The sequence below is a fragment of the Pseudomonas sp. BN102 genome (assembly GCF_029871245.1).
In the GTDB taxonomy this organism is placed as follows: Bacteria; Pseudomonadota; Gammaproteobacteria; order Pseudomonadales; family Pseudomonadaceae; genus Metapseudomonas.
Genome location: NZ_SSON01000068.1, coordinates 118049 through 138936, shown reverse-complemented (window position 1 = coordinate 138936; position 20888 = coordinate 118049). Strand labels below are relative to the sequence as shown.

General features: G+C 65.5%; 22 protein-coding genes. 5 read left to right on the top strand and 17 right to left on the bottom strand.

Annotated features, from left to right (window positions below):
* A partial coding sequence (locus tag E8F12_RS15960) for an OprD family porin (protein WP_280324171.1) occupies positions 1–1263 on the top strand: 1263 nt, incomplete at its 5' end.
* A gap of 171 nt (positions 1264–1434) precedes the next feature.
* Here E8F12_RS15960 and E8F12_RS15955 read toward each other — a convergent pair.
* From E8F12_RS15955 to E8F12_RS15930, 6 genes are read right to left on the bottom strand one after another with little or no spacing between them, the layout of a single operon-like run.
* The gene (locus tag E8F12_RS15955) at positions 1435–2088 is read right to left on the bottom strand and encodes an HAD-IB family hydrolase (protein ID WP_280326211.1); all 654 of its coding nucleotides are present in this window, start codon (positions 2086–2088) and stop codon (positions 1435–1437) included.
* The gene (locus tag E8F12_RS15950) at positions 2088–3077 is read right to left on the bottom strand and encodes an ABC transporter ATP-binding protein (RefSeq protein ID WP_280326210.1); all 990 of its coding nucleotides are present in this window, start codon (positions 3075–3077) and stop codon (positions 2088–2090) included. The genes E8F12_RS15955 and E8F12_RS15950 overlap by 1 nt, the downstream gene beginning before the upstream one ends.
* Complete coding sequence (locus tag E8F12_RS15945) at positions 3074–3871, bottom strand: ABC transporter permease (protein ID WP_280326209.1); 798 nt, start codon at positions 3869–3871, stop codon at positions 3074–3076. Before E8F12_RS15945 ends, E8F12_RS15950 begins: the two co-directional genes overlap by 4 nt.
* Positions 3858–4700 carry an ABC transporter permease subunit gene (locus E8F12_RS15940; protein WP_280326208.1) on the bottom strand — a complete coding sequence of 281 codons (843 nt, stop codon included), beginning with the start codon at positions 4698–4700 and terminating at the stop codon, positions 3858–3860. The genes E8F12_RS15945 and E8F12_RS15940 overlap by 14 nt, the downstream gene beginning before the upstream one ends.
* Positions 4697–5503, bottom strand: coding sequence for an alkaline phosphatase family protein (locus E8F12_RS15935; protein ID WP_280326216.1), 807 nt, complete (start codon positions 5501–5503; stop codon positions 4697–4699). Before E8F12_RS15935 ends, E8F12_RS15940 begins: the two co-directional genes overlap by 4 nt.
* On the bottom strand, positions 5503–6561 hold the full coding sequence (locus tag E8F12_RS15930) for an ABC transporter substrate-binding protein (protein ID WP_280326207.1): 1059 nt from the start codon (positions 6559–6561) through the stop codon (positions 5503–5505). Before E8F12_RS15930 ends, E8F12_RS15935 begins: the two co-directional genes overlap by 1 nt.
* Before the next feature lie 301 nt (positions 6562–6862).
* On the opposite strand from E8F12_RS15930, the gene E8F12_RS15925 reads away from it, so the two are divergent.
* A complete protein-coding gene (locus E8F12_RS15925) occupies positions 6863–7579 on the top strand; it encodes a UTRA domain-containing protein (protein ID WP_280326206.1) in 717 nt (238 codons plus the stop codon).
* Between the two features lie 140 nt (positions 7580–7719).
* Here the strand turns inward: E8F12_RS15925 and lpcA are convergent, their stop codons facing one another.
* From lpcA to minC, 7 genes are all read right to left on the bottom strand, one after another.
* A complete protein-coding gene (gene lpcA / locus E8F12_RS15920) occupies positions 7720–8307 on the bottom strand; it encodes a D-sedoheptulose 7-phosphate isomerase (RefSeq protein WP_280326205.1) in 588 nt (195 codons plus the stop codon).
* A 28-nt stretch (positions 8308–8335) separates the two neighbouring features.
* Positions 8336–9625, bottom strand: a complete 1290-nt coding sequence (locus E8F12_RS15915) for a M18 family aminopeptidase (RefSeq protein WP_280326204.1) — start codon at positions 9623–9625, stop codon at positions 8336–8338.
* A 181-nt stretch (positions 9626–9806) separates the two neighbouring features.
* A complete protein-coding gene (locus E8F12_RS15910) occupies positions 9807–10385 on the bottom strand; it encodes a class I SAM-dependent methyltransferase (protein WP_280326203.1) in 579 nt (192 codons plus the stop codon).
* Between the two features lie 44 nt (positions 10386–10429).
* A complete protein-coding gene (locus E8F12_RS15905) occupies positions 10430–11065 on the bottom strand; it encodes an RluA family pseudouridine synthase (protein WP_280292443.1) in 636 nt (211 codons plus the stop codon).
* A 58-nt stretch (positions 11066–11123) separates the two neighbouring features.
* Positions 11124–11378 (bottom strand): cell division topological specificity factor MinE, encoded by a 255-nt coding sequence (gene minE, locus E8F12_RS15900; RefSeq protein ID WP_280292442.1) that lies wholly within the window; start codon positions 11376–11378, stop codon positions 11124–11126.
* The gene (gene minD, locus E8F12_RS15895) at positions 11375–12190 is read right to left on the bottom strand and encodes a septum site-determining protein MinD (protein WP_280292441.1); all 816 of its coding nucleotides are present in this window, start codon (positions 12188–12190) and stop codon (positions 11375–11377) included. The genes minE and minD overlap by 4 nt, the downstream gene beginning before the upstream one ends.
* A gap of 99 nt (positions 12191–12289) precedes the next feature.
* Positions 12290–13033: a septum site-determining protein MinC gene (gene minC / locus E8F12_RS15890; RefSeq protein ID WP_280326202.1), complete on the bottom strand. Its 744-nt coding sequence runs from the start codon at positions 13031–13033 to the stop codon at positions 12290–12292.
* A 120-nt stretch (positions 13034–13153) separates the two neighbouring features.
* Here minC and E8F12_RS15885 point away from each other — a divergent pair, with 120 nt between their 5' ends.
* Together E8F12_RS15885 and E8F12_RS15880 are read left to right on the top strand one after the other, a co-directional pair.
* Entirely contained in the window at positions 13154–14074 is a 921-nt protein-coding gene (locus E8F12_RS15885; protein WP_280326201.1) for a lipid A biosynthesis lauroyl acyltransferase, read from the top strand.
* Positions 14075–14111: 37 nt separating this feature from the next.
* A complete protein-coding gene (locus E8F12_RS15880; RefSeq protein ID WP_280326200.1) occupies positions 14112–15314 on the top strand; it encodes a patatin-like phospholipase family protein in 1203 nt (400 codons plus the stop codon).
* 7 nt (positions 15315–15321) lie between these two features.
* Here the strand turns inward: E8F12_RS15880 and E8F12_RS15875 are convergent, their stop codons facing one another.
* The 3 genes from E8F12_RS15875 to E8F12_RS15865 form a co-directional block, all read right to left on the bottom strand.
* Entirely contained in the window at positions 15322–16167 is an 846-nt protein-coding gene (locus E8F12_RS15875) for a pirin family protein (protein ID WP_280326199.1), read from the bottom strand.
* A gap of 229 nt (positions 16168–16396) precedes the next feature.
* Positions 16397–17134, bottom strand: a complete 738-nt coding sequence (locus E8F12_RS15870; RefSeq protein ID WP_280326215.1) for a VacJ family lipoprotein — start codon at positions 17132–17134, stop codon at positions 16397–16399.
* A gap of 19 nt (positions 17135–17153) precedes the next feature.
* Positions 17154–18449 (bottom strand): alpha/beta fold hydrolase, encoded by a 1296-nt coding sequence (locus tag E8F12_RS15865; RefSeq protein WP_280326198.1) that lies wholly within the window; start codon positions 18447–18449, stop codon positions 17154–17156.
* A 259-nt stretch (positions 18450–18708) separates the two neighbouring features.
* Between E8F12_RS15865 and E8F12_RS15860 the strand changes: the two genes are divergently transcribed.
* Positions 18709–19095: a hypothetical protein gene (locus tag E8F12_RS15860; RefSeq protein ID WP_280326197.1), complete on the top strand. Its 387-nt coding sequence runs from the start codon at positions 18709–18711 to the stop codon at positions 19093–19095.
* A gap of 130 nt (positions 19096–19225) precedes the next feature.
* Here E8F12_RS15860 and E8F12_RS15855 read toward each other — a convergent pair whose 3' ends face one another.
* Positions 19226–20776, bottom strand: a complete 1551-nt coding sequence (locus E8F12_RS15855) for a glycosyl hydrolase family 17 protein (RefSeq protein ID WP_280326196.1) — start codon at positions 20774–20776, stop codon at positions 19226–19228.
* Positions 20777–20888: the final 112 nt, after the last annotated feature.

Genomic DNA, 20888 nt, shown 5'->3' with positions numbered 1-20888 from the left:
TTCCTCGAAGACAGCAAGGCCAGCCTGACCCTGCGCAACTTCTACATCAACTCGGACAACCGCGAAGGCACCGCCGCGCCCTCCAAGCAGGAGGAGTGGGGCCAGGGCTTCCTGTTCAACTACGCCTCCGGCTTCACCGCGGGCACGGTCGGCGTTGGCGTCGACGCCCTCGGCCTGCTCGGCGTCAAGCTGGATTCCGGCAAGGGCCGCCACTTCAACCCGACCAGTGCCAACTACGGCGGCACCGTGTTCCCCACCGACAACGACGGCCGCGCCAAGGACGACTTCGGCAGCCTCGGGGTGACCGGCAAGCTGCGCTTCTCCAAGACCGAAGCGCGCCTCGGCACCCTGCTGCCGAAGCTGCCGGTGGTGACCTACAACGACGGCCGCCTGCTGCCGCAGACCTTCGAGGGCGGGCAGGTCACCTCCAACGAGATCGCCGGGCTGACCCTGGTCGGCGGCCAGCTGGAACACGCCAAGGGACGCAACTCCAGCGACGCCCGCGGCCTGTCCATCGCCGGTGCGAACAACGCCCGCAGCGGCCAGTTCGTCAACACCTTCTACTTCGCCGGCGGCGACTACAAGGTCAGCGACGCCCTGCTCGCGCAGTACTACTACGGCAACCTGGAAGACTTCTACCAGCAGCACTTCTTCGGCCTGACCCACACCTGGGCGCTGCCGGTGGGCGCGTTGAAGTCCGACCTGCGCTACTTCTACAGCGATTCGGATGGCCAGAACGCCAGCGCCGCCGGGCGTCGCGAAGGCTTCGTCAGCAGCGGCAACTGGGCGGCCAACGACCCGCACCGCGGTGAAGTCGACAACCGCACCTGGAGCGCCCTGTTCACCTACAGCCTGGCCGGCCACGCGGCGAGCCTGGGCTACCAGCAGCTCTCCGGCGACAGCGCCTTCCCCTTCCTCAACCAGGGCGACGGCGCCACCGCCTACCTGATCACCGACCGCCAGATCGGCAAGTTCCTCAGCGCCGGCGAGCGCACCTGGGTGGCCGAGTACGGCTTCGACTTCGCCAAGCTCGGCGTGCCGGGGCTGAAGGCCCAGGCGACCTACCTCAAGGGGACGAACATCGAGACCCAGGGCGATGACCAGGGCGAGTGGGAGCGCGATTTGCGCCTCGACTACGTGCTGCAGGGCGGCCCGCTGAAGGGCCTGGGCGTCTCCTGGCGCAACGCGGCGCTGCGCAGCGACGTGGCGCGCGACCAGGACGAGAACCGGCTGATCCTGAGCTACACCCTGACCTTGTTGTAAGGGCCTTTGGGCAGGCCTGCGGCCGGCTTGGCGAATGAATTCGCCCCTACAGGGAAGTGCCAGGGCCGATGGCTCTTGTAGGTTGGGCTGAGCGCAGCGAAGCCCAACGATTCACGGGTGCCTCCCCTGTTGGGCTTCGCATGGCTCAGCCACAACCTACGCTTGCGGGCCTCAGCGCCAGCCGAGGATCGGCCAGCCGGATTCTTCGGCATGGGCGCGCAGCGCCGGGTCGGGGTTGACCACATGGGGGTTGGCCACTTGCGACAGCAGGGGCAGGTCGTTGCGTGAATCGGAGTAGAAGTAGGCGCCCTCGAGGCTTTCGTTCTGCTCCTGCAGCCAGGCATTCAGCCGGGTAACCTTGCCTTCGCGGTAGGTGAGCACACCGCGGGTGCGGCCGCTGTAGCAATCGTGCTGTTCGTCCAGGTCGATGGCCAACACTTCCTCCACGCCCAGGCGCTCGGCGATGGCGCTGACCAGGAAGTGCGCCGAGGCGGAGATGATCAGGATGCGGTCGCCGGCGGCGCGGTGTTGCGCCAGGCAGCGCATGGCATCGGAGTGGATCAGGGGTTCGATGACGTCCTCGACGAAGGGCCCGACGACGAAGTCCACTTCCTCGGCGGTGCGCCCCACCAGCGGCGACAGGCTGAAGGCCATGTAGTCCTCCATCGCCAGCTTGCCTTCGGCGTAGAGCGCCATGAGTTCGTGGTCCTTGCTGATGAAGGACTCCCCATCGACCCAACCCAGCACGGCCATGTGTGTGCTCCACAGGCTGGCGCAGTCGCCGTCTATCAGGGTGTCGTCAAGGTCGAAGATTGCCAGGGCCATCAGGCCACCTCCCGGATTGCATGATCATCTATGCGCAGGCCAATGCGTTGGCCTTTGCGGTGCAGATCTTCGGCGGAGCGGTTGAGGACGTCCACCACCAGTTCGACGCCGCGGGCCTCGACCCGGTAGCGCACCACGTTGCCCAGCAGGCTGTGGCTGCGCACCTCGGCCTCGATGCCGCCGTCATGGCTCAAGGCAATGGCCTCCGGGCGGATGGCGATGCGGCCGTTCACCGGGCGTTCCAGCAGGCGGCTGGCGCTCTCGGCGTCGAGCAGGTTGTAGTTGCCGATGAAGCCGGCGGCAAAGGCGTCCACAGGGGCCGTGTAGAGGGTTTCCGCGTCGCCGCTCTGGACGATGCGCCCGGCGTTCATTAGGAAGATGCGGTCGGACAGGGTCAGGGCTTCCTCCTGGTCGTGGGTGACGAAGATGGTGGTCAGGCCCAGCTCCTGCTGGATGTGGCGGATCTGCTCGCGCAGGTGCTTGCGGATGCGCGCGTCCAGCGCTGACAGCGGCTCGTCGAGCAGCAGCAGGCGCGGGCGGGTGACCAGCGAGCGGGCCAGGGCCACGCGCTGGCACTGGCCGCCGGAGAGCTGGTGCGGGTAGCGCCCGGCGAAGTCCTGCAGTTCCACCATGGCCAGGACGTCCTTGACCCGGCGGCGGCTGTCATCGGCCGAAACCTTCTGCATACGCAGGCCGAAGGCGACGTTCTGCTGCACCGTCATGTTGGGGAACAGCGCGTAGCTCTGGAACACCATGCCGATGCCGCGTTTCTGCGGTGACAGCGGCACCAGGTCCTGGCCATCCAGCAGGATCTGCCCGCCATTGACCTCGGTCAGGCCGGCGATGCAGCGCAGTAGGGTGGACTTGCCGCAGCCGGAGGGGCCGAGCAGGGTGACGAATTCGCCCTTGCCGATCTCGCAGTGGATGTCGCTGAAGATGGCGGTCTGGCCATAGCTTTTGTGCAGGCCGCGGATGGAGAGGAAACTCATGCCTTGTCCTTGTTCAGACGGTTGGCTGCCCAGGTGAACAGCAATACGAAGAAGAAGTAGGAGATCACCAGGGCGCTGTTGAAGTGGCCGCTGCTGTTGCGCATGTTGTTCAGGTAGACCTGCAGGGTCTCGTAGCGGGTGCCCACCAGCAGGTTGGCGAAGACGAACTCGCCGAAGAGGAAGGAGAACGACAGGAACAGCGACACCATCAGCCCCTTGCGCAGGTTGGGCAAGACCACCATGAAGGCCGCTTTCCAGCTGCTGGCGCCGAGCAGCTGGGCGGCGTCCATCAGGTCGCGCAGGTTGATCGCCTGCAGGTTGTTGGTGATGGCGCGGTACATGAAGGGCAGGGCGATGGTGAAGAAGCAGCCGATCAGGATCCAGGGCGTGCCCACCATGGCCAGCGGCCCTGAGCCATAGATCTGCAGCAGCCCCACCGAGGACACCACCGGCGGCACCGCGAAGGGCAGCAGGATGAGGATGTTCATCAGGCCGTCGAGTTTCGGGAAGTGGTAGTTCACCACGAACAGCAGCGGCAGGATCAGCACCACCGACAGCACCAGGGCACCGAAGCACACCAGCAGCGACTGGCCGAAGGCGGTGAGGAAGCGTGTATCGCTCCACAGCGCCAGGTACCACTTGAAGGTCAGGCCGTCCGGCAGGATGGTCGCCGACCAGCTGGTTGACAGCGAGTAGAGCAGGGTGCCGGCCAACGGCAGCAGCAGGATCAGGAACAGCAGCCAGACCACCATGCGGTGGTAGAGGCCGCCGGCCTTGGCTTCAGCGCGCGACATGGTAGCTCCTCTTCAACAGCCACTGATGCACCACCGTGATCAATGCCATCAGGCCCACCAGGATCATCGCCAGGGCGCTGGCCAGGTTGGGGTTGAGGGCGATGTCGCCGGCGACCATGGCGGCCACGCGAATGGTCAGTACGTTGAAGTTGCCGGTGGTCAGGGCGTAGACGGTGGCGTAGGCGCCCAGGGCGTTGGCCAGCAGGATGACGAAGGTGCCCAGCAGGGCCGGGGTCAGCACCGGCAGGCCGATGTGTCGCCAGTATTGCCAGGTGCCGGCGCCGAGCAGCTCGGCGGACTCGCGCCAGTCCTCGCGCAGGGCGTCGAAGGCCGGGTAGAGCAGCAGCACCCCGAGGGGAATCTGGAAATAGGTGTAGAGCACGATCAGCCCGGTCTTGGAGTAAAGGTTGAAATCCTCGATCAGGCCGGACTGCTTGAGCAGGATGGTCAGGGTGCCGTTGAAGCCGAGCAGGATGATGAAGGCGAAGGCCAGGGGCACGCCGGCGAAGTTGCTGGTCATGTTGGAAAAGGCCATGACGAAGTCGCGCAGCTTCGAATCCACCTGGCGCAGCGAGTAGCTGCCGAGCACCGCGATGACGATGCCGAACAGGCTCGACCAGAAGGCGATCTGCAGGCTGTGCTTCATGGCCTGCAGGTAGAACTTCGAACTGAACGCCTTGGCGAAATTGCCCAGGCCCCAGCCATCCGGCGTATTCAGGCTGTGGATCGCCACCCAGGCCAGCGGGGCGATCTGGAAGGCGATGAAGAACAGGGCGAAGGGCAGCAAGCAGAGCAGCGCCAGCCACTTGCCCCGATTGGCGGAATTCACTTCAGCAGCTCCCGGCAGAACGTCTTGTCGTGAGGCACCCCGAGCAGCTCGCAGACGGTGCCGCAGAGTTCGGTCTGCTTGGGTTGCGCGCTGCAATCCAGACTGAAGGCATCCCCCAATACGAACAGCGGCACCTCGCGCTCCTCGGCCAGCAGGCCGTTGTGGGAGCGGTCTTCATTCATGCCGTGGTCGGCGGTCACCAGCACCTGGTAGCCGGCGTCCAGCCAGCGCTGCAGGTACTCGGCCAGGAGAATGTCGGCGCTCCGTGCGCTGTTGCGGTACTGGGGCGAATTCAGGCCGTGCTTGTGGCCGGCGTCGTCGATGTTCATCGGATGCACCAGGAGCAAATCCGGGCTGTGGCGCACGCGCAGGCTCTCGGCGTCGGCGAAGAGGTGGGAATCCGGGTAGTGGTCGGCGTAGTAGAAGTGGCCGTGCTGGATCGGCAGCTCCGGCGCGTTGGTGTGGCGGTCGCGGGCGGCGTCGAAGGGCGAGCGGTTGTAGAGCTCGCTGACCCAGTGATAGGCGGCCGCTGCGGTCTTGAGCCCGGCGGTGCTGGCGTAGTGAAAGATGCTGCGCTCCTTGGAGAGGCGCGAGACATCGTTGTGGACGATGCCGCTCTCGATCGGCGGCACGCCGGTGAGTATGCATTCGTAGAGCGGGCGGGACAGCGCCGGCAGCTCGCATTCGAGCTTGTACAGGGCGGCCCGGCCGGCCCCGCAGTAGGCCTGCAGGTGGCCCAGCGCAAGCCGGGCTACCTCGTAGTTCAGGCCATCCAGCAGAACGAGGATGACTTGGCGCTTCATCATTCCATCTCGATGATCACGTGTTCTTGCCACTGCTGTGGCAGGGCTTTCGAGGTTTCCTCCCAGGCCTTGGCGTCCTTGATCGGCTGGACCTTGGCGTACTGCTCATTGGGCAGCAGCTTGGCCTTGACCTCGGCCGGCAGGGTCAGGTGCTCGGCGCGGATCGGCCGGGCGTTGCCCTTGGCCAGGTTGATCTGGCCGGCGTCGCTGAGGATGTACTCGCGGGCCAGCTTGGCGGCGTTGGGGTTCTTCGCGTACTTGTTGATGATGGTGGTATAGCCGGAGATCACCGAGCCGTCGGAGGGAATCAGCACGTCGAAACGGCTGGGGTCGATCTGATCGCGATAGGAGAGGCCGTTGAAGTCCCAGACGATACCCACTTCCACTTCGCCCTTCTCCAGGGTCTGGATGGTCGGGTTGGACAACGATAGGCGTCCCTGTTTGGCGATCTCGGCGAAGAAGTCCAGACCCGGCTGGATGTTCTTCTCGTTGCCGCCGTTGGCAATGGCCGCCGCCAGCACGCCGTTGACCGCCTGGGCGGCGGCGCTGACGTCACCGATGGAAACCTTGTACTTGCCGGTCTTCAGGTCGGCCCAGGACTTGGGCGCTTCCTTCACCAACTGCTTGTTGACGATGAAGGCGATGGAGCCGGTATAGGCCAGCATCCAGTGGCCGTCCGCATCCTTGGCCCAATCGGGGATCTGCGACCAGGTGCTGGGCTTGTAGGGCTGGGTTACGCCCTGCTGCACGGCGATGGGGCCGAAGGCCGCGCCGACGTCGCCGATGTCGGCGGTGGCGTTGTCCTTCTCGGCGGCGAACTTGGCGATTTCCTGGGCCGAGCTCATGTCGGTGTCGACATGCTTGAGGCCGTACAGTTTCCCGAGGTCGACCCAAGTGTCCTTCCAGTTGGCCCAGCTGTCGGGCATGCCCACGCTGTTCACCGCGCCCTCCTTGCGGGCGGCTTGTTCGAGACTCTTCAGATCTGCGTCGCTTGCCATGGCCTGGGTTCCCAGGGCGATGGCCGTTCCCATCAGTGAAGCCAGCAACAGGCGTTTCATGTGAAGCTCCTTAGCAGGTTTGGAGGTTGGTCTAGATCAGCAAGACCCAGGCCAAATCTAAAAGCCTTGGATGACGGTTTGATTTCAGGGTCCCCACCAGGTCCGGCAGCGGCAGACGCCTGAAAAGCGTAGACCATGGCTAAGTGGCTGATTCGGGAGGCTGTCGCTATTGGCGATGGCATGGCGCATGCAGGCGTGCCTGACTGTCATCCCACAGTCATCTAGGCTGCCTAGGATGGCCGGCAAACCCGGCCATGACGCACCCAGGTGGTGCTGGTCTATTCCAGATTGGAGTCTTTCGATGCGCGACGAGGCGCCCCGCACCCTGACCGCCATCTGCAATGCCTTGCAGGAGCAGATCGCGCACGGCCTGCTGCCCCACGGCAGCAAGTTACCGGCCGAGCGCAAGCTGAGCGAACTGTTCGCAACCACCCGCATCACCCTGCGCGAGGCGCTGGGGCAGCTGGAGGCCCAGGGGCTGATCTACCGCGAGGAGCGCCGGGGCTGGTTCGTCTCGCCGCCGAGGCTCGCCTACAACCCGCTGGTGCGCAGTCACTTCCATGCCATGGTCGCCGAGCAGGGCAGGGTGCCCGCCACCGAGGTGCTGGGGGCGAGGCTGATTCCGGCGAACGTGGAAATCTGCGAACTGCTGGAGCTGCCGGCGCTGTCCAGCGTCTACCAGATCCGCCGTGCCCGTCGCGTGGACGGGCGCCTGGTGCTCTATGTGGAGCACTACCTGAACCCGGCGTACTTCCCCGGCATCATCGACTTCGACCTGACCCGTTCGCTCACTGAGCTCTATGCCAGCGAGTACGGCATCCGCTATGGCCGGGTGCGCTTCGACATGGTGCCCACCGCGTTGCACCCGGAGGCGGCGGCGCCGCTGAAGGTCTCAGCGGGCAGCCCGGCGCTGCGCGTTACCCGTATCAACCGCGACCAGCACGGCCGGTTGATCGATTGCGACCTGGAGTTCTGGCGGCACGATGCGATCCATGTGAGCGTGGAGGTGCCGGAGTAGGTCGCTTTGCTCCCCTCTTCCTTTGGGAGCGGGGCGGGGATTCTCGTAGGTTGTGGCTGAGCTACGCGAAGCCCAACGAAGCTGGAGGGAGCGGGATGTTGGGCTTCGCTGCGCTCAGCCCAACCTACGACGGCATGCCGTCAGGCGTAGTTCTCCGGCGCCAGCTTGCGCTCGACCAACTCGATGAGGATATGCACGACCTTGATGTGCAGCTCCTGCACGCGGTCGGCGAAGTCGCCGCCGGGAGCGCAGATGCACACGTCGGCCAGGGCTTCCAGGGCAGAACCCGGCTTGCCGGTGAGGGCCACCACTTTCACGCCGAGGGCGCGGGCGGCTTCGGCGGCCTTGATCACGTTGGGGCTCTTGCCGCTGGTGCTGAAGGCAAGCAGCACGTCCCCTGGACGGCCATGGGATTCGATGTAACGGGAGAAAATATGGTCGTAGCCGAAGTCATTGGCGACGCAGCTGATATGGCTGGCATCGCTGATGGAGATGGCGGCGACGCCGGGGCGATTCTTGCGGTAGCGGCCGGTCAGCTCCTCGGCGAAGTGCATGGCGTCGCACATGGAGCCGCCGTTGCCGCAGGAAAAGGCCTTGCCCTTGTTCTCGAAGCTCTCGACCAGGAGTTGCGCCGCATGCTCGATGCTTTTCAGCGCTTGCTCGTTGGCGATGAAGTTGTCCAGGGCGGTCCTGGCTTCCTCCAGGCTGTTGCGGATGTGGCTGAGCATGCGGGCTTACCTGTTCGGGTTGAGTGGGTCAGGGCAGGTCGTGGCTGGAGTAGAAGGCGGCCAGCACCTTCACCAGATGCGCCAGGTCGTGGCTGCCGGCCAGTTCCCGGATGGAGTGCATGGCGAAGGTGGGCAGGCCGATATCCACGGTGCGCACCCCCAGCTGGCTCGCGGTGATGGGGCCGATGGTGGAGCCGCAACCCATGTCGCTGCGGGTCACGAAGCTTTGCACCGGTACTTCGTTTTCCAGGCAGAGGTGCCGGAAGAAACCGGCGGTTTCGCTGCTGGTGGCGTAGCGCTGGTTGCTGTTGACCTTGATCACCGGGCCTGCGTTGAGTTTCGGGCCGTGGTTGCCGTCGTGCTTGTCGGCGTAGTTGGGGTGCACGCCATGGGCGTTGTCGGCAGAAACCAGCAGCGAGCGCTGGATGACGCGGGCGAAGGCGTCGCCTTCGGGCAGCACGCGGCGCAGGATCTGCTCCAGCATCGGGCCGTCGGCGCCACAGGCGGAGCAGGAGCCCACTTCTTCGTGGTCGGTGCAGACCAGCACGCAGCTCTCGTCGGCCTCGGCGGCCAGCAGCGCTTGCAGGCCGGCGTAGCAGGACAGCAGGTTGTCCAGGCGCGCACCGGCGATGAAGTCGCCGCCCAGGCCGATCACTGCGGCGCTCTGCGTGTCGTAGAAGCTCAGTTCGTAGTCCAGCACCGCATCGGCGACCACGCCGTGTTCAAGGGTCAGTTGCTCGGCCAGCAGGTCGCGGAAGTCGCGGGCCTCGCCGGCGGCCAGCTGCGCCAGGATGGGTGGCAGCTCGGTCTGGGCGTTGATGGCCCAGCCCTGGTTGGCTTCGCGGTTGAGGTGGATGGCCAGGTTGGGGATCACGGCGATGGGCGCCTGGAAGTCCACCAGCTGGCTTTCCACCATGCCTGCGGCGCGGTAGGTGACGCGGCCGGCCAGGGACAGGTCGCGGTCGAACCAGGGCGCCAGCAGGGCGCCGCCGTAGACTTCCACGCCCAGTTGCCAGAAACCCTGCTTGTGTAGCTCGGGATTCGGCTTGACGCGCAGGCAGGGGCTGTCGGTGTGGGCGCCGACCAGGCGCAGGCCGCCTTCCAGTACCGGGCGCTTGCCCAGCTTGATGGCGACTATGGAGGAGTCATTGCGGGTGACGTAGTAACGCCCGCCGCTTTCGATTCGCCAGGCCTCGCGTTCATCGAGGCGCACATAACCGGCAGCCTCCAGGCGCTTGGCCAGGCTGCGGGTGGCGTGGAAGGGGGTGGGCGAGGCCTTGAGAAAATCGATCAGGCCCTGGTTCAACTCTTCGCGCATTGGGGGACTCCGGACAGCAGTGGCCGGGAGTTTATCCCATCGGGCTTGGGGAGTAGGAGGGCGAGCGGCGGTGAATTTTCGCTGCTGGGCCGATAGTCGGGGCCGGAGCCGCCGTAGGAGCGAGCTTGCTCGCGAACGCCGCGCACCATCCTTCGCGAGCAGGCTCGCTCCTACATGGGGGTTAGCCCATGCGCCGCGCCACTACGGAGAACAGGTGCCAGTGCTTGTTGCGGCCTTTGGCGGTGACGCCATCTTCTTCCTTCTCCTCCAGCATCAGCACCTCCCAGCCGGACAGCAGTTCCTCCAGTTGCGCGCGGCGCAGGATGGTGATGCCGTTGTCGGCCCAGTCGTCCCGTTCGCCGAGCAGGTGGCCGGCGAACAGGCCGCCAGCGGGCAGCGAGGTGCAGATGGCCTGCCACAGGCCGGGAAAGGCCGCGGGTGGGCAGAGCGGCAGGGCAAAGCTGGAGTTGACCAGGTTGGCCGGCGGCAGGGGTATGGATTCGAAGCGGCAGCAGCGGCTTTGCAGCCGCAGGCGCTTCTCCTCGTCGAGCTGGGCCTCGAGGCGGGCCAGGGCTTCGGGTTCGGCATCCACGGCCAGCACCCGCCAGCCGCGCCGGAGCAGTTCGAGGGTGTCGCGGCCCGCGCCGCAGCCCAGGTCCAGCGCATGGCCGGGCGGTCCGTCCCAGAGCTCCAGGGCGGTGAGCAGGGTGAAGCGGGCGGGTTGCCCCTCGGTGGCGTTATAGAAATCGGTAAAGCTCATGATTTCCCCGAAATGACACTAAGCGGCTTTTCCTTGAGCCTAGGTCAGAACGGCGCCGGGCACTCGAATCGCAGGCGCTCGCCCGTCTGAGGATGGCTCAGGCAGAGCAGACTCGCATGCAGGCAGAGGCGGTCGTGGGCAGCCAGGGCCTCTGGGTTGGCGTACAGGCGGTCGCCCAGCAGCGGATGGCCGATGGACAGCATGTGCACGCGGAGCTGGTGCGAGCGGCCGGTGATGGGGGTCAGCTCGACCCGGCTGTAGTGGCCGCAACGCTCGATCACGCGCCAGAACGTCAGGGCATGGCGGCCCTGCTCGAAGTCCACCACATGGCGCGGCTTGGTCGGCGGGTCGTAGCGCAGCGGCAGTTCGATGCGGCCGCTGTCCAGTTCCGGCTCGCCCCAGCAGAGGGCGGTGTAGGCCTTCTCGGTCTCGCGGTCGTGGAACTGGCGGGACAGTTCGCGGTGACTGTCGGCGTCGCGAGCCAGGACGATCAGACCGGAGGTTTCCCAGTCCAGCCGGTGGACGATGCGCGCCTCCGGGTAACCGTTCTCCTGCAGGCGGGTGATGAGGCAGTCCTTGTTGTCCTCGGCGCGGCCGGGCACGGACAACAACAGGGTGGGCTTGTTGACCACCAGCAGGGCGTCGTCCTGATGAATGAATTCGATCTGGGAAAGCGGCATTGGGGTTCCGGAAACGCCGACGGCGGCCAAGGCCGCCGTCATTGCACAACTGCGTCGATCAACGATCGGGCAGGGTAATGTTCAACTCGAGGATCGAGCAGTTGCCCTGATCCTCCAGCAAGACCTGGACCTGCTCCTGGTCGATGTCGACATACTTGCGAATCACGTCCACCAGTTCCTTCTGCAGGGCCGGCAGGTAGTCCGGCTGGCTGCGTTGACCACGTTCGTGGGCGACGATGATCTGGAGTCGTTCCTTAGCGATCGAAGCGCTGTTCTGCTTCTTCCGCTCGCGAAAGAAGTCGAAAATGTTCATTCACGGCCTCCGAACAGGCGTTGTAAGAGTCCTTTCTTCTGCACGTCGAGGAAGCGGTGGGGCAGTTCCTTGCCGAGCAGACGATCGACGGCATCGCTGTACGCCTGGCCGGCGTCGCTCTGGTCGTCGAGGATGACCGGAATGCCCTGGTTGGAGGCCTTGAGCACCGCCTGGGATTCCGGAATGACACCGAGCAGGTTGATGGCGAGGATTTCCTCGACGTCTTCGACCCCGAGCATTTCGCCCTTGGTCACGCGCTCCGGGTTGTAGCGGGTCAGCAGCAGGCGTTCCTTGATCGGATCCTCGCCCTTTTCGGCGCGGCGCGACTTGCTGGCCAGCAGGCCGAGCATGCGGTCCGAGTCACGCACGGAGGAAACTTCCGGGTTGGTCACGACTATCGCTTCATCGGCGTAGTACATGGCCAGGTGGGCGCCCTTCTCGATACCGGCCGGCGAGTCGCAGACCACGTATTCGAAGTTCTGGGAGAGCTCGGCGATGACCTTGCCGACGCCTTCGAGGGTCAGGGCGTCCTTGTCGCGGGTCTGGCTGGCGGCCAGCACGTAGAGGTTTTCAAGGCGCTTGTCCTTGATCAGGGCCTGGGTGAGGGACGCTTCGCCATTGATGACGTTGACGAAGTCATACACCACACGGCGCTCGCAACCCATGATCAGGTCCAGGTTACGCAGGCCGACGTCGAAGTCGACGATGACGGTCTTGTGACCGCGCAGTGCGAGACCGGTACCGAGGGCGGCGCTGGTGGTGGTTTTGCCCACTCCACCCTTGCCGGACGTAACAACGAGGATCTTGGCCAAGGTGATTCACCCCAAATGATAAGAAAATCGGGAAGTTATCAGCTCATCCGAGCCGTCCGTCTTCCCTTTCAGTTCCCTGAAATTTCGCGGCAGTATCCGTTAAAGACGGGTGATGTTCAACACATCACCCGACAGGCTGACTTGTACCTGCTGACCCCAGAGCGGGTCGCGCCGCAGATCGTCGGCAACCTTGTATTGCCCGGCCACCGAGACCAGCTCGGCGGCCAGTTGGCGGCAGAATATCCGCGCCTTGGTGTCGCCCTTGATGCCGGCCAGGGCACGGCCGCGCATGGGACCGTACACATGGATATTGCCGTCGGCGAGAAGTTCCGCGCCGGGGCTGACTGCGGCCAGCACCACCAGGTCGCCGCCAGGAGCATAGACCTGTTGGCCGCCGCGCACCGGGGTGGTGATGACTTTGGTCGGTTGCACCTTGGGTTCCGGCGGTTCCACCGGCTTTTCGACGGGCTTCTTCGCCGGTTCCACCGGGTCGATCGGCCGTTCGCGGGCGCCGGAGGGCGGCAGCACGGGGATGTCCAGGGCGTCGGCGGCGGCTATGTGCTCCGCGCGGTTGGCGCGGATGGCCAGCGTGCGCAGGCCATGGCGGCGGCAGATGTCCAGCAGGGCGGGGAGGTCGAGACCGGGATCGCCGTCCGGCAGTTTGTCCAGCGCCATGACCAACGGTGTGTTCTGGAAAAAGTTTGGCGCCTGGGCGACTTTTTCGTCCAGCTGCCGGTCGAGGCGTTCGAGGTCGTAGTGCGCCAGTTCCATCACGGTGATGGCGAGCATGCTGCCCTTGAGCTGGAACACGGGGTCTTGGTCGAGAAGGTCAGCTTGGCTCATGGTCTGCCTGCAATCGTGAATGGCGAGGACTTATAGCGAGATCGCCCGGCGCTAGCAAGCCGGAGGGGTTGGCGCATTTCGAGTAGAATGCGCGGTTTTCTCGCTCAAGCGGATTCAGAGATGGATAGACCTCAATTTCGCCCAATGTTCTTCCACCCGCGCTTCTGGGCGCTGTGGCTGGGCCTGGGCCTGCTCTGGCTGATCACCTTGCTGCCCTATCGGGTGCAACTCGGCCTTGGGCGTGTACTGGGGGCGCTGATGCTTCGGGTCGCCGGTTCGCGGCGGAAGATCGCCCGGCGCAACCTTGAGCTGTGCTTTCCGGAATTGTCCCGGGCCGAACGCGAGCGGTTGCTGCGGGAGAACTTCGCCTCTACCGGTATCGCCTTCTTCGAGATGGCCATGAGCTGGTGGTGGCCCAAGGAGCGCCTGGCCCGCCTGTCCCACATAGAGGGGCTGGAGCACCTGCAGAACGCCCAGGCGCAAGGGCAGGGGGTGATCCTCATGGCCCTGCACTTCACCACCCTGGAGATAGGCGCCGCGCTGCTCGGCCAGGAGCACACGATCGACGGCATGTACCGCGAGCACAAGAATCCGCTGTTCGATTTCATCCAGCGCCGTGGCCGCGAGCGCCACAACCTGGACGCCACCGCCATCGAGCGCGAGGACGTGCGCGCCATGCTCAAGGTGCTGCGCGCCGGCCGCGCCATCTGGTACGCGCCGGACCAGGACTATGGCCGGAAGCAAAGCCTGTTCGCGCCGCTGTTCGGCATCGAGGCCGCGACAGTCACCGCTACCACCAAGTTCGCCCGTCTCGGCCGTGCCCAGGTGCTGCCCTTCACCCAGCGCCGCCTGGAGGATGGCTCCGGCTACCGGCTGGTGGTCCACCCGCCGTTGACCGACTTCCCCGGCGAGAGCGAGGAGGCCGACTGCCTGCGCATCAACCAGTGGGTGGAAAGCTCGGTGCGCCAGTGCCCCGAGCAGTACCTCTGGGCCCACCGGCGCTTCAAGACCCGCCCGGAAGGCGCGCCCAAGGTCTACTGAACCCTATACTCGGAATAGATCGCCCGGAGAGCAGTCCATGGATGCAAGCGACACCGCCAAGAAGCCCGTGACCGGGCTGATCCTCTCCGGTGGTGGTTCGCGGGCGGCCTACCAGGTAGGCGTGCTGGGCGCCATCGCCGACCTGCTGCCGGACGCCGCCTGCAACCCTTTTCCGGTGATCGTGGGCACGTCCGCCGGTGCGGTCAACGCCGTCGGCCTGGCCTGCGGCGCATTGCACTTCAGCCAGGCCATCCGCCGCCTGAACAGCGTGTGGCAGGGCTTCCACTGCGGGCAGATCTACCGCAGCGACTGGTCCGGTGTGTTGCACCAGAGTTCGCGTTTCTTCGGCCACAGCCTGCTGGGTCTCGGCCGAGATATCCCGGCGGCGCTGCTGGACAATTCGCCCCTGCGCGAGCTGCTGAAGCGTGAGCTGGATTTCTCCGGTATCTCCGCGGCCGTGCGTACTCGCCAGCTCCGCGCCGTGGCGGTGACCGCCTTTGGTTACGACTCCGGCCAGGCGGTGACCTTCTACCAGGGGCGCGCCGCCATCGACCCCTGGTATCGCCACCGCCGTGTCGGCGTGCCGACCCGCCTGGGCGTAGAGCACCTGATGGCCAGCGCGGCGATTCCCCTGCTGTTCCCGGCGGTACGCCTGGGGCGTGAATACTTCGGTGACGGTGCGGTGCGCCAGACGGCGCCCATCAGCCCGGCGCTGCACCTGGGAGCCAGCCGGGTGCTGGTGGTGGGGGTGAGCGGCAACCCGCTCGGCATGAATCCGAATCCGGAGGAGGCCAGGCCCCATGCCGGTCGGCCGCCGACCTTGGCGCAGATCGGCGGACACCTGCTGAACAGCACCTTCATCGACAACCTGGAAAGCGATATCGAGTTGCTGGAGCGGATCAACCGTATGAGCCGGGGCATCCCGCCCGAGTCACGGCCGCACAACCTCAGTTCGGAACAGGTGGAGGTGCTGGTGATTTCGCCGAGCCGGCCCCTGGATGAGATCGCGGCGCGCCATAGACGCGAGATGCCCCGCGCCATCCGCACCTTCCTGCGCGGACCGGGCGCGACCCGGGCGAGCGGGGCGGGGGTGCTCAGCTACCTGTTGTTCGAACCGGGCTATTGCAGCGAGCTGATCGAGCTGGGCTACCAGGACGCCATGGCCAAGCGCGGCGAGCTGCAGGCCTTCCTCGGCCTGGAGACGGCGCCCGTGCATCCCCAGACCATTCCTGCCCTCTAGCGAGCGACTAGACGCCGAAGCGGCCGTCGCGGTAGTCCCGCAGCGCCTGCTCGATTTCCTCGCGGCTGTTCATCACGAAGGGGCCGTACTGGACTATCGGCTCGCCCAGCGGGCGTCCGGCCAGCAGCAGGACCTTGGCGCCACCCGCGCTGGCCAGCTCCAGCGCGCCCTGCTCGGACAGCCGTACCAGCCGGCCCTTGCCGATGGCGCTGCCATTCACCTGCAGCTCGCCTTCGTAGACGTAGAGCATCGCCCGCAGGCCATCGGCCAGGCGCGGCGCCACCTGGCTGCCGGCGGGCAGCTGCAGGTCGAAGATATGCGGCTCGGTATGCGGGCGCTGCACGGCGCCGTCGCGGGCCAACTGGCCGTCGTCGAAGCGGCCGGCGATCACCAGCGCTTCCACGCCCCGGGCGGTGACCGCGCGGGGAATCTCCGCCGGGTCGAAGTCGCGGTAGCCGGGGTCGCCCATCTTGTCCTTGGCCGGCAGGTTGAGCCAGATCTGGAAGCCGCGCATCACGCCTTCCTCCTGTTCCGGCATCTCGCTGTGGACTATGCCGCGCGCGGCGGTCATCCACTGCACGCCGCCGTTCTGCAGCAGGCCGCTGTTGCCGAGGTGATCCTCATGGCGCATGCGCCCTTCGATCATGTAAGTGATGGTCTCGAAGCCGCGGTGGGGGTGCGCCGGGAAGCCCGCGACATAATCGTCCGGATTGGCCGAGCCGAACTCGTCGAGCATCAGGAAGGGGTCGAAGCGCGGCACGCCCTGCTCGGCGAAGACACGGGTCAGGTTGACTCCGGCTCCGTCGGACGCGGGCTGGCCGGGGCGTTGTTCGAGAATCTGGCGATGGCTCATCGGGACCTCCACAGGAGTTGGGATGAGCGCGATGCTACGCCTGGTAATTGAATCAATGGTGCGTGTTTTTATGTGATTTATATCGATTGATTGGATTGTTTGTGCTGGCGCTGAATTGTAGGGGTGAATTCATTCGCCAAGGGCAGCGCAGCTGCCCCTGTCTCTTCCCGGGCAGCCCTTCGGCCTGCTTGGCGAATGAATTCGCCCCTACATGCTGATGAGGGCAGGGCTACTCGGCGATCTGCAACTTGCGCGACTGGGTATAGACGTAGCGCAGCTTCTCGTACTCGAAGGGGGTGTTGAGCTGGCCGTAGCGGAAACCGGTGGTATGGCGCTTGTCCACCATGCGCAGGACGGTGATCTCCGGGTGATTGCTGCTAACTTCCGGAACGTTGAGGAAGTTGACCTGGTAGTCCGCCACGTAATCCACCACCAGGCCGCCGGTATCCCGCACGTTGGAGGGGCCGAGGATCGGCAGCATCAGGTAGGGGCCGTTGCCGACGCCGTAGTAGCCCAGGGTCTGGCCAAAGTCCTCGCTCTGCTTGGGCAGGCCCATGCGGCTGGCCGGGTCCCAGAGGCCGGCCACGCCAATGGTGGTGTTGAGCAGCAGGCGCCCGGAGATCTCCACGGAACGCTGGCCCTTGAGCTGCAGCAGGCTGTTGAGCAGGTTGGGCACATCGCCCAGGTTGCTGAAGAAGTTGCTCACCCCACTGCGCAGAAAGCGCGGCGTGACGTACCGATAGCCGCGCACCACCGGCAGGAACACCCACTCGTCGAAGCGGTAGTTGAAGTGGTAGACCCGCCGGTTCCAGGATTCGTAGGGGTCGTAGACGTTCAGTGCGTCCAGGGTCGAGCGTTCGAATTCGCGCTGGTCCAGGCCCGGGTTGTACTTCAGGTCCTTCAGCGGTTGGGTGAAACCGTCCTGGTCGGGTTCCTGGGCCTGGACCAGGCCGCTGGTCACTAGCAGCGCGAGGAAGAGTGCTTTCTTAGCCACGGAAGAACTCCAGCATGGCGTCGCCGTTGACGCGGTAGTTGAGGTTGCCGCAGTGACCGCCATGGGGATAAACGATGAGCCGCTCGCCCAGGGCGCGGCGCAGGAAACCGAGGTCTCCGGGGCCGAGGATGAGGTCGTCGGCGTTGTGCATGACGGCGATCTTGCTGGTGTTTTTCAGGTAGTCCTCCAGGGCGTAGAGGCTGACCTGGTTGATCAGCTGGGTAATGCTGCCGCCGTCGAAGCGGGCACGCCAATAGGGGATCAGTTGCTCGGTGATGTAGCACTCGAAATCGCACTGCAGGGCACGCTTGTAGAAGGGCGTCAGGCTGGTGCCTTCTCTAATGGGGTACGTCACCGGGGTGATCAGGCCGCGGCGGTTGATCAGGTCCGAGGTGAAGGCGATATCCGAGGAGGAGAAGCGGAAGGCGGTGCCGATCAGCATCGCCATCTGCTCGTTGGACAGCCGCTGTTTGGACTGCTGGAAGTCGAACAGCAGTGCGTCGTTCAGGTCGATGTAGCCCTTCTGCTGGAAGTAGCGGGTGAGCTTGCCGAGCACCACCTGGTAGAAGGTCGTGGTGTCGTCCACGCCCCTTACCCGGGTCTGCACCAGGCGGTCGAGGTTGGTCACCGAGGTGTAGAGGTTCACCGGCGGGTTGAGCAGTAGCACGCGCTTGAAGTTGAAGCTGCGGCGGGTCTCGTCGAGGTGGCTGACGAAAGCCGCGTCCAGGGCGCCGAGGCTGTAGCCGGTGAGGTAGAAATCGGTAATCGGCAGGCCGGGGTGCTGCGCGCGCACTGCCTGCATGACGCGGTAGAGGTCATCCGCGTCCTCGGCGGAAAGGCCAGGTGTTGCGTGGCGCGAAGCGGCGGCCATGAAGTCGTAGCTGGTCGGCGAGGACAGTTGCACCACGTGATAGCCGGCGCCATAGAAGAGTCGCTTGAGGCTCTCGGCGTGTGTGCTGGCGTAATGACCGCCGGTGCCGGCGATCACGAAGACCAGCGGGGCAGGCTGGTCCTGCCTGGCCAGGCGGTAGCGCAGCTTCTTCACCGACCAGAAGTTGTCCGGCAGGTCGTTTTCCCGTTCCGGGCGCAGCTTGAGGTCGTAGTCGGACTGGTCGATATCCTCGTCCGCCGGCACCTTGCTGCGCAGGTCGGGCGGCGTGGTGGCGATGGTCGCCTCGAAGGGGTTGGCAATCGGAAAGCCGTAGCTCTCCGCATCCAGGTCTGCGGCCTGGGCCTGGGCGCAGAGGATCAGGCTACCCAGCAGGGCGGCGAGGCGATGGCGAAGCATAGGAAGGGTCCCTGTTCAGTTTCTGCGGAGGCCTGGCCGATGCGGCGGGCTCCATCCACTCCCCCGCTATGCCGAGTCAGGCACGGGGGCTACGTTCCTTATAAGAGAACGTCATGAGTGAATACCGAGCCTATGACAACTGCAAGTCCCCTAAGTGCGGCCCGTACATCAGTCCAATGCTGGCCGGATGGACGCAAGGCCCTTGCATAAGGCGGTCGGGGGATTATCCTTGGCGCCACTTCCACTTTTGGAGAGAACCATGTCCGGCCGTTCGTCCCTCATCCTGCTGCTGATCTTGCTGCCGCTCTGGCTGGCGGCCAGCTACGGGGTCCGTTTCGCCCTGATGGAGGATGGCCAGTGGGTCGGCCTCTGCGTCGAGGAGGCGCAACGCTGGGAGTGCCAGGCGCGCGCTGGCCTCGGCCTGCTGATCCATTTCCGTCTCATCGCCTGGATCGGCCTGGGCGCCGCCCTTGTCGGCTTTTTCGTGCCCGGCCGCATCGGCTGGAGCCTGGCCTTGCTGGCGCTGCTGTTCGCCTTGCCGGCCCTGGTGCTCTACACCGCCAGCCTCGCCGTGTTCGCCTGCGTCATCGCCGGCCTGCGCCTGGTACGCCGGTCGCGACCGGAAACCTTGGCGGTGAATGCCTGAAGACTTTCGGGCGGATGAAAAAAGGACGCTTTGAGCGTCCTTTTTCGTTTGTGGCGTTTGTCGCCGCGCGTGGTGCTCGCACCTACAAGTCCAGCGGTGAGCCAGGTGCGATCCACCCGATCGTCAGTCCTCAATTCCTGACCCGCAGGCTGCGCCACAGCGCCGCCAGCAGCAAGGCGCTCACCGCGGCCCAGCCGATGGCCTGGACGTTGCCCAGGGTTTCTTCGTAGAGCTGCGGGGCGATACCCGCGCCGATGAGTACCGCCATCAGCGCGATCTCGCGGCGCGGAGCGGCCACGGGGCGGCACAGGTAGATCAGTGCCGGCAGCAGCAGAGCGGCGCTGGGGAAGCTGCGGTAGCGGGCGTCGAATACCAGGGCCAGCATCAGCACCGCGCCAGCGAAGCCGGAGGCTGCCAGCCACCAGCCACCACGGCTTTCCAGCCTGTCGAACAGGCGGCTGCGCAAGCCGCCGCGAGCGGACAGGGCCAGTGCACCGTGGGCCAGTACTATCAGGTTGAGACCGACCAGGAAGGCTGCCCAGAGCCATTCGCCGACGAAGCGGCTGGTGACCCGCGCCAGTTCGCCCCAGAGACCGATGCAGGCGGCGCCGACCGCGGCCAGCAGCGGTAGCAGCAGGGCGGCGCGGGTGGAGGACGGACGGCCGGCCAGCATCAGGGTGGCGAAGAAGATCAGCCCGGAAACGCCCAGCCACATGGGCCAATTGGGCAGATTGGTCACCGGGCCGGCCAGTACGCCCTTCTCCTGGCGGTCAGCGTCGAACAGGCCCCAATAGCCGCCAACGGCGCCTTCGCTCTCACGCTTCCAGGGCTGGTCGAAGGCTTCGATCAGGTTGTAGCCCCAGCCGTTCTCCTCGGCCATGGCGACGAAGCCGCGGATGAACCTGGCCTCGTTGACCCGGCTCGGCACCGCGGTCTCACGCTGGCGGCCTTCGCTGGGCCAGCCGGTCTCGCCGATGAAGATGTCCTTGGGCGCGAAGCGATTGCCGAACACCTGGCGGATTTCGCCGACATGGCGCAGGGCCTGGTCGATGCCGGCTGGATCGTCCTCCCAGTAAGGCAGCAGGTGGATGGTCAGGAAGTCCACTGCCGGCGCCACTTCCGGGTGCTGCAGCCAGAATTCCCAGACATCCGCATAGGTCACCGGCTGTTGTACCTGGGCCTTGACCTGCTCGATCAGCTTGGCCAACTGGGCGCCCGTGACTTCCTTGCGCAGCAGGGTCTCGTTACCGACTATCACCGACTGCACCACGTCCGGGTTGGCATTGGCGGCCTTGATCAGGGCATCGATTTCCTTGGCAGTGTCCACCGGGTTGCTGTTCACCCAGGCGCCTAGCATCAGCTTGAGGCCGTGCTTGCGCGCCAGTTCCGGGATGGCTTCCAGGCCGACCATGGAATAGGTGCGCACGCAGTGGAACCGGGTCGCCAGCAGGGCCAGGTCCGCGTCCATGCGCTCGGGGCGCAGCACGAAGGGCTGGTCGAAGGGCGACTGGTCCTTGTCGAAGGGGCTGTAGGACGCGCACTGCAGCTTGTGGCTGGGGGTGGCGGCGTCCGGCAGGATCACCGGCTTGCCCAGGCCATACCAGAGGCCCGCCAGGGCCAGCAGGGCGATCAGGCTGGAGAACAGATAGGGGAGTGCAGGGAAACGGGCGTTCTGACTCATGTCTAAGGGTGCTTGCGTTGGGGGCAAAGCCGCGCATCTTAGCGGATTCGCGCCCTTCGCTCCTACGGCCCAGGCAGGAAAATCCGCACAGCGGATTTCCGGCCTGGGACCG

Bases quoted from the DNA above. Each gene is read 5' to 3' on its own strand.
- E8F12_RS15910 (WP_280326203.1), bottom strand. From the start codon at position 10,385: ATGAGCTTTACCGATTTCTATAACGCCACCGAGGGGCAACCCGCCCGC.
- E8F12_RS15880 (WP_280326200.1), top strand. From the start codon at position 14,112: ATGGATGCAAGCGACACCGCCAAGAAGCCCGTGACCGGGCTGATCCTC.
- lpcA (WP_280326205.1), bottom strand. From the start codon at position 8,307: ATGCTCAGCCACATCCGCAACAGCCTGGAGGAAGCCAGGACCGCCCTG.
- E8F12_RS15885 (WP_280326201.1), top strand. From the start codon at position 13,154: ATGGATAGACCTCAATTTCGCCCAATGTTCTTCCACCCGCGCTTCTGG.
- E8F12_RS15855 (WP_280326196.1), bottom strand. From the start codon at position 20,776: ATGAGTCAGAACGCCCGTTTCCCTGCACTCCCCTATCTGTTCTCCAGC.
- E8F12_RS15930 (WP_280326207.1), bottom strand. From the start codon at position 6,561: ATGAAACGCCTGTTGCTGGCTTCACTGATGGGAACGGCCATCGCCCTG.
- minC (WP_280326202.1), bottom strand. From the start codon at position 13,033: ATGAGCCAAGCTGACCTTCTCGACCAAGACCCCGTGTTCCAGCTCAAG.
- E8F12_RS15860 (WP_280326197.1), top strand. From the start codon at position 18,709: ATGTCCGGCCGTTCGTCCCTCATCCTGCTGCTGATCTTGCTGCCGCTC.
- E8F12_RS15925 (WP_280326206.1), top strand. From the start codon at position 6,863: ATGCGCGACGAGGCGCCCCGCACCCTGACCGCCATCTGCAATGCCTTG.
- minE (WP_280292442.1), bottom strand. From the start codon at position 11,378: ATGAACATTTTCGACTTCTTTCGCGAGCGGAAGAAGCAGAACAGCGCT.
- E8F12_RS15950 (WP_280326210.1), bottom strand. From the start codon at position 3,077: ATGAGTTTCCTCTCCATCCGCGGCCTGCACAAAAGCTATGGCCAGACC.
- E8F12_RS15955 (WP_280326211.1), bottom strand. From the start codon at position 2,088: ATGGCCCTGGCAATCTTCGACCTTGACGACACCCTGATAGACGGCGAC.
- E8F12_RS15915 (WP_280326204.1), bottom strand. From the start codon at position 9,625: ATGCGCGAAGAGTTGAACCAGGGCCTGATCGATTTTCTCAAGGCCTCG.
- E8F12_RS15905 (WP_280292443.1), bottom strand. From the start codon at position 11,065: ATGCCGCTTTCCCAGATCGAATTCATTCATCAGGACGACGCCCTGCTG.
- E8F12_RS15935 (WP_280326216.1), bottom strand. From the start codon at position 5,503: ATGAAGCGCCAAGTCATCCTCGTTCTGCTGGATGGCCTGAACTACGAG.
- E8F12_RS15945 (WP_280326209.1), bottom strand. From the start codon at position 3,871: ATGTCGCGCGCTGAAGCCAAGGCCGGCGGCCTCTACCACCGCATGGTG.
- E8F12_RS15875 (WP_280326199.1), bottom strand. From the start codon at position 16,167: ATGAGCCATCGCCAGATTCTCGAACAACGCCCCGGCCAGCCCGCGTCC.
- E8F12_RS15865 (WP_280326198.1), bottom strand. From the start codon at position 18,449: ATGCTTCGCCATCGCCTCGCCGCCCTGCTGGGTAGCCTGATCCTCTGC.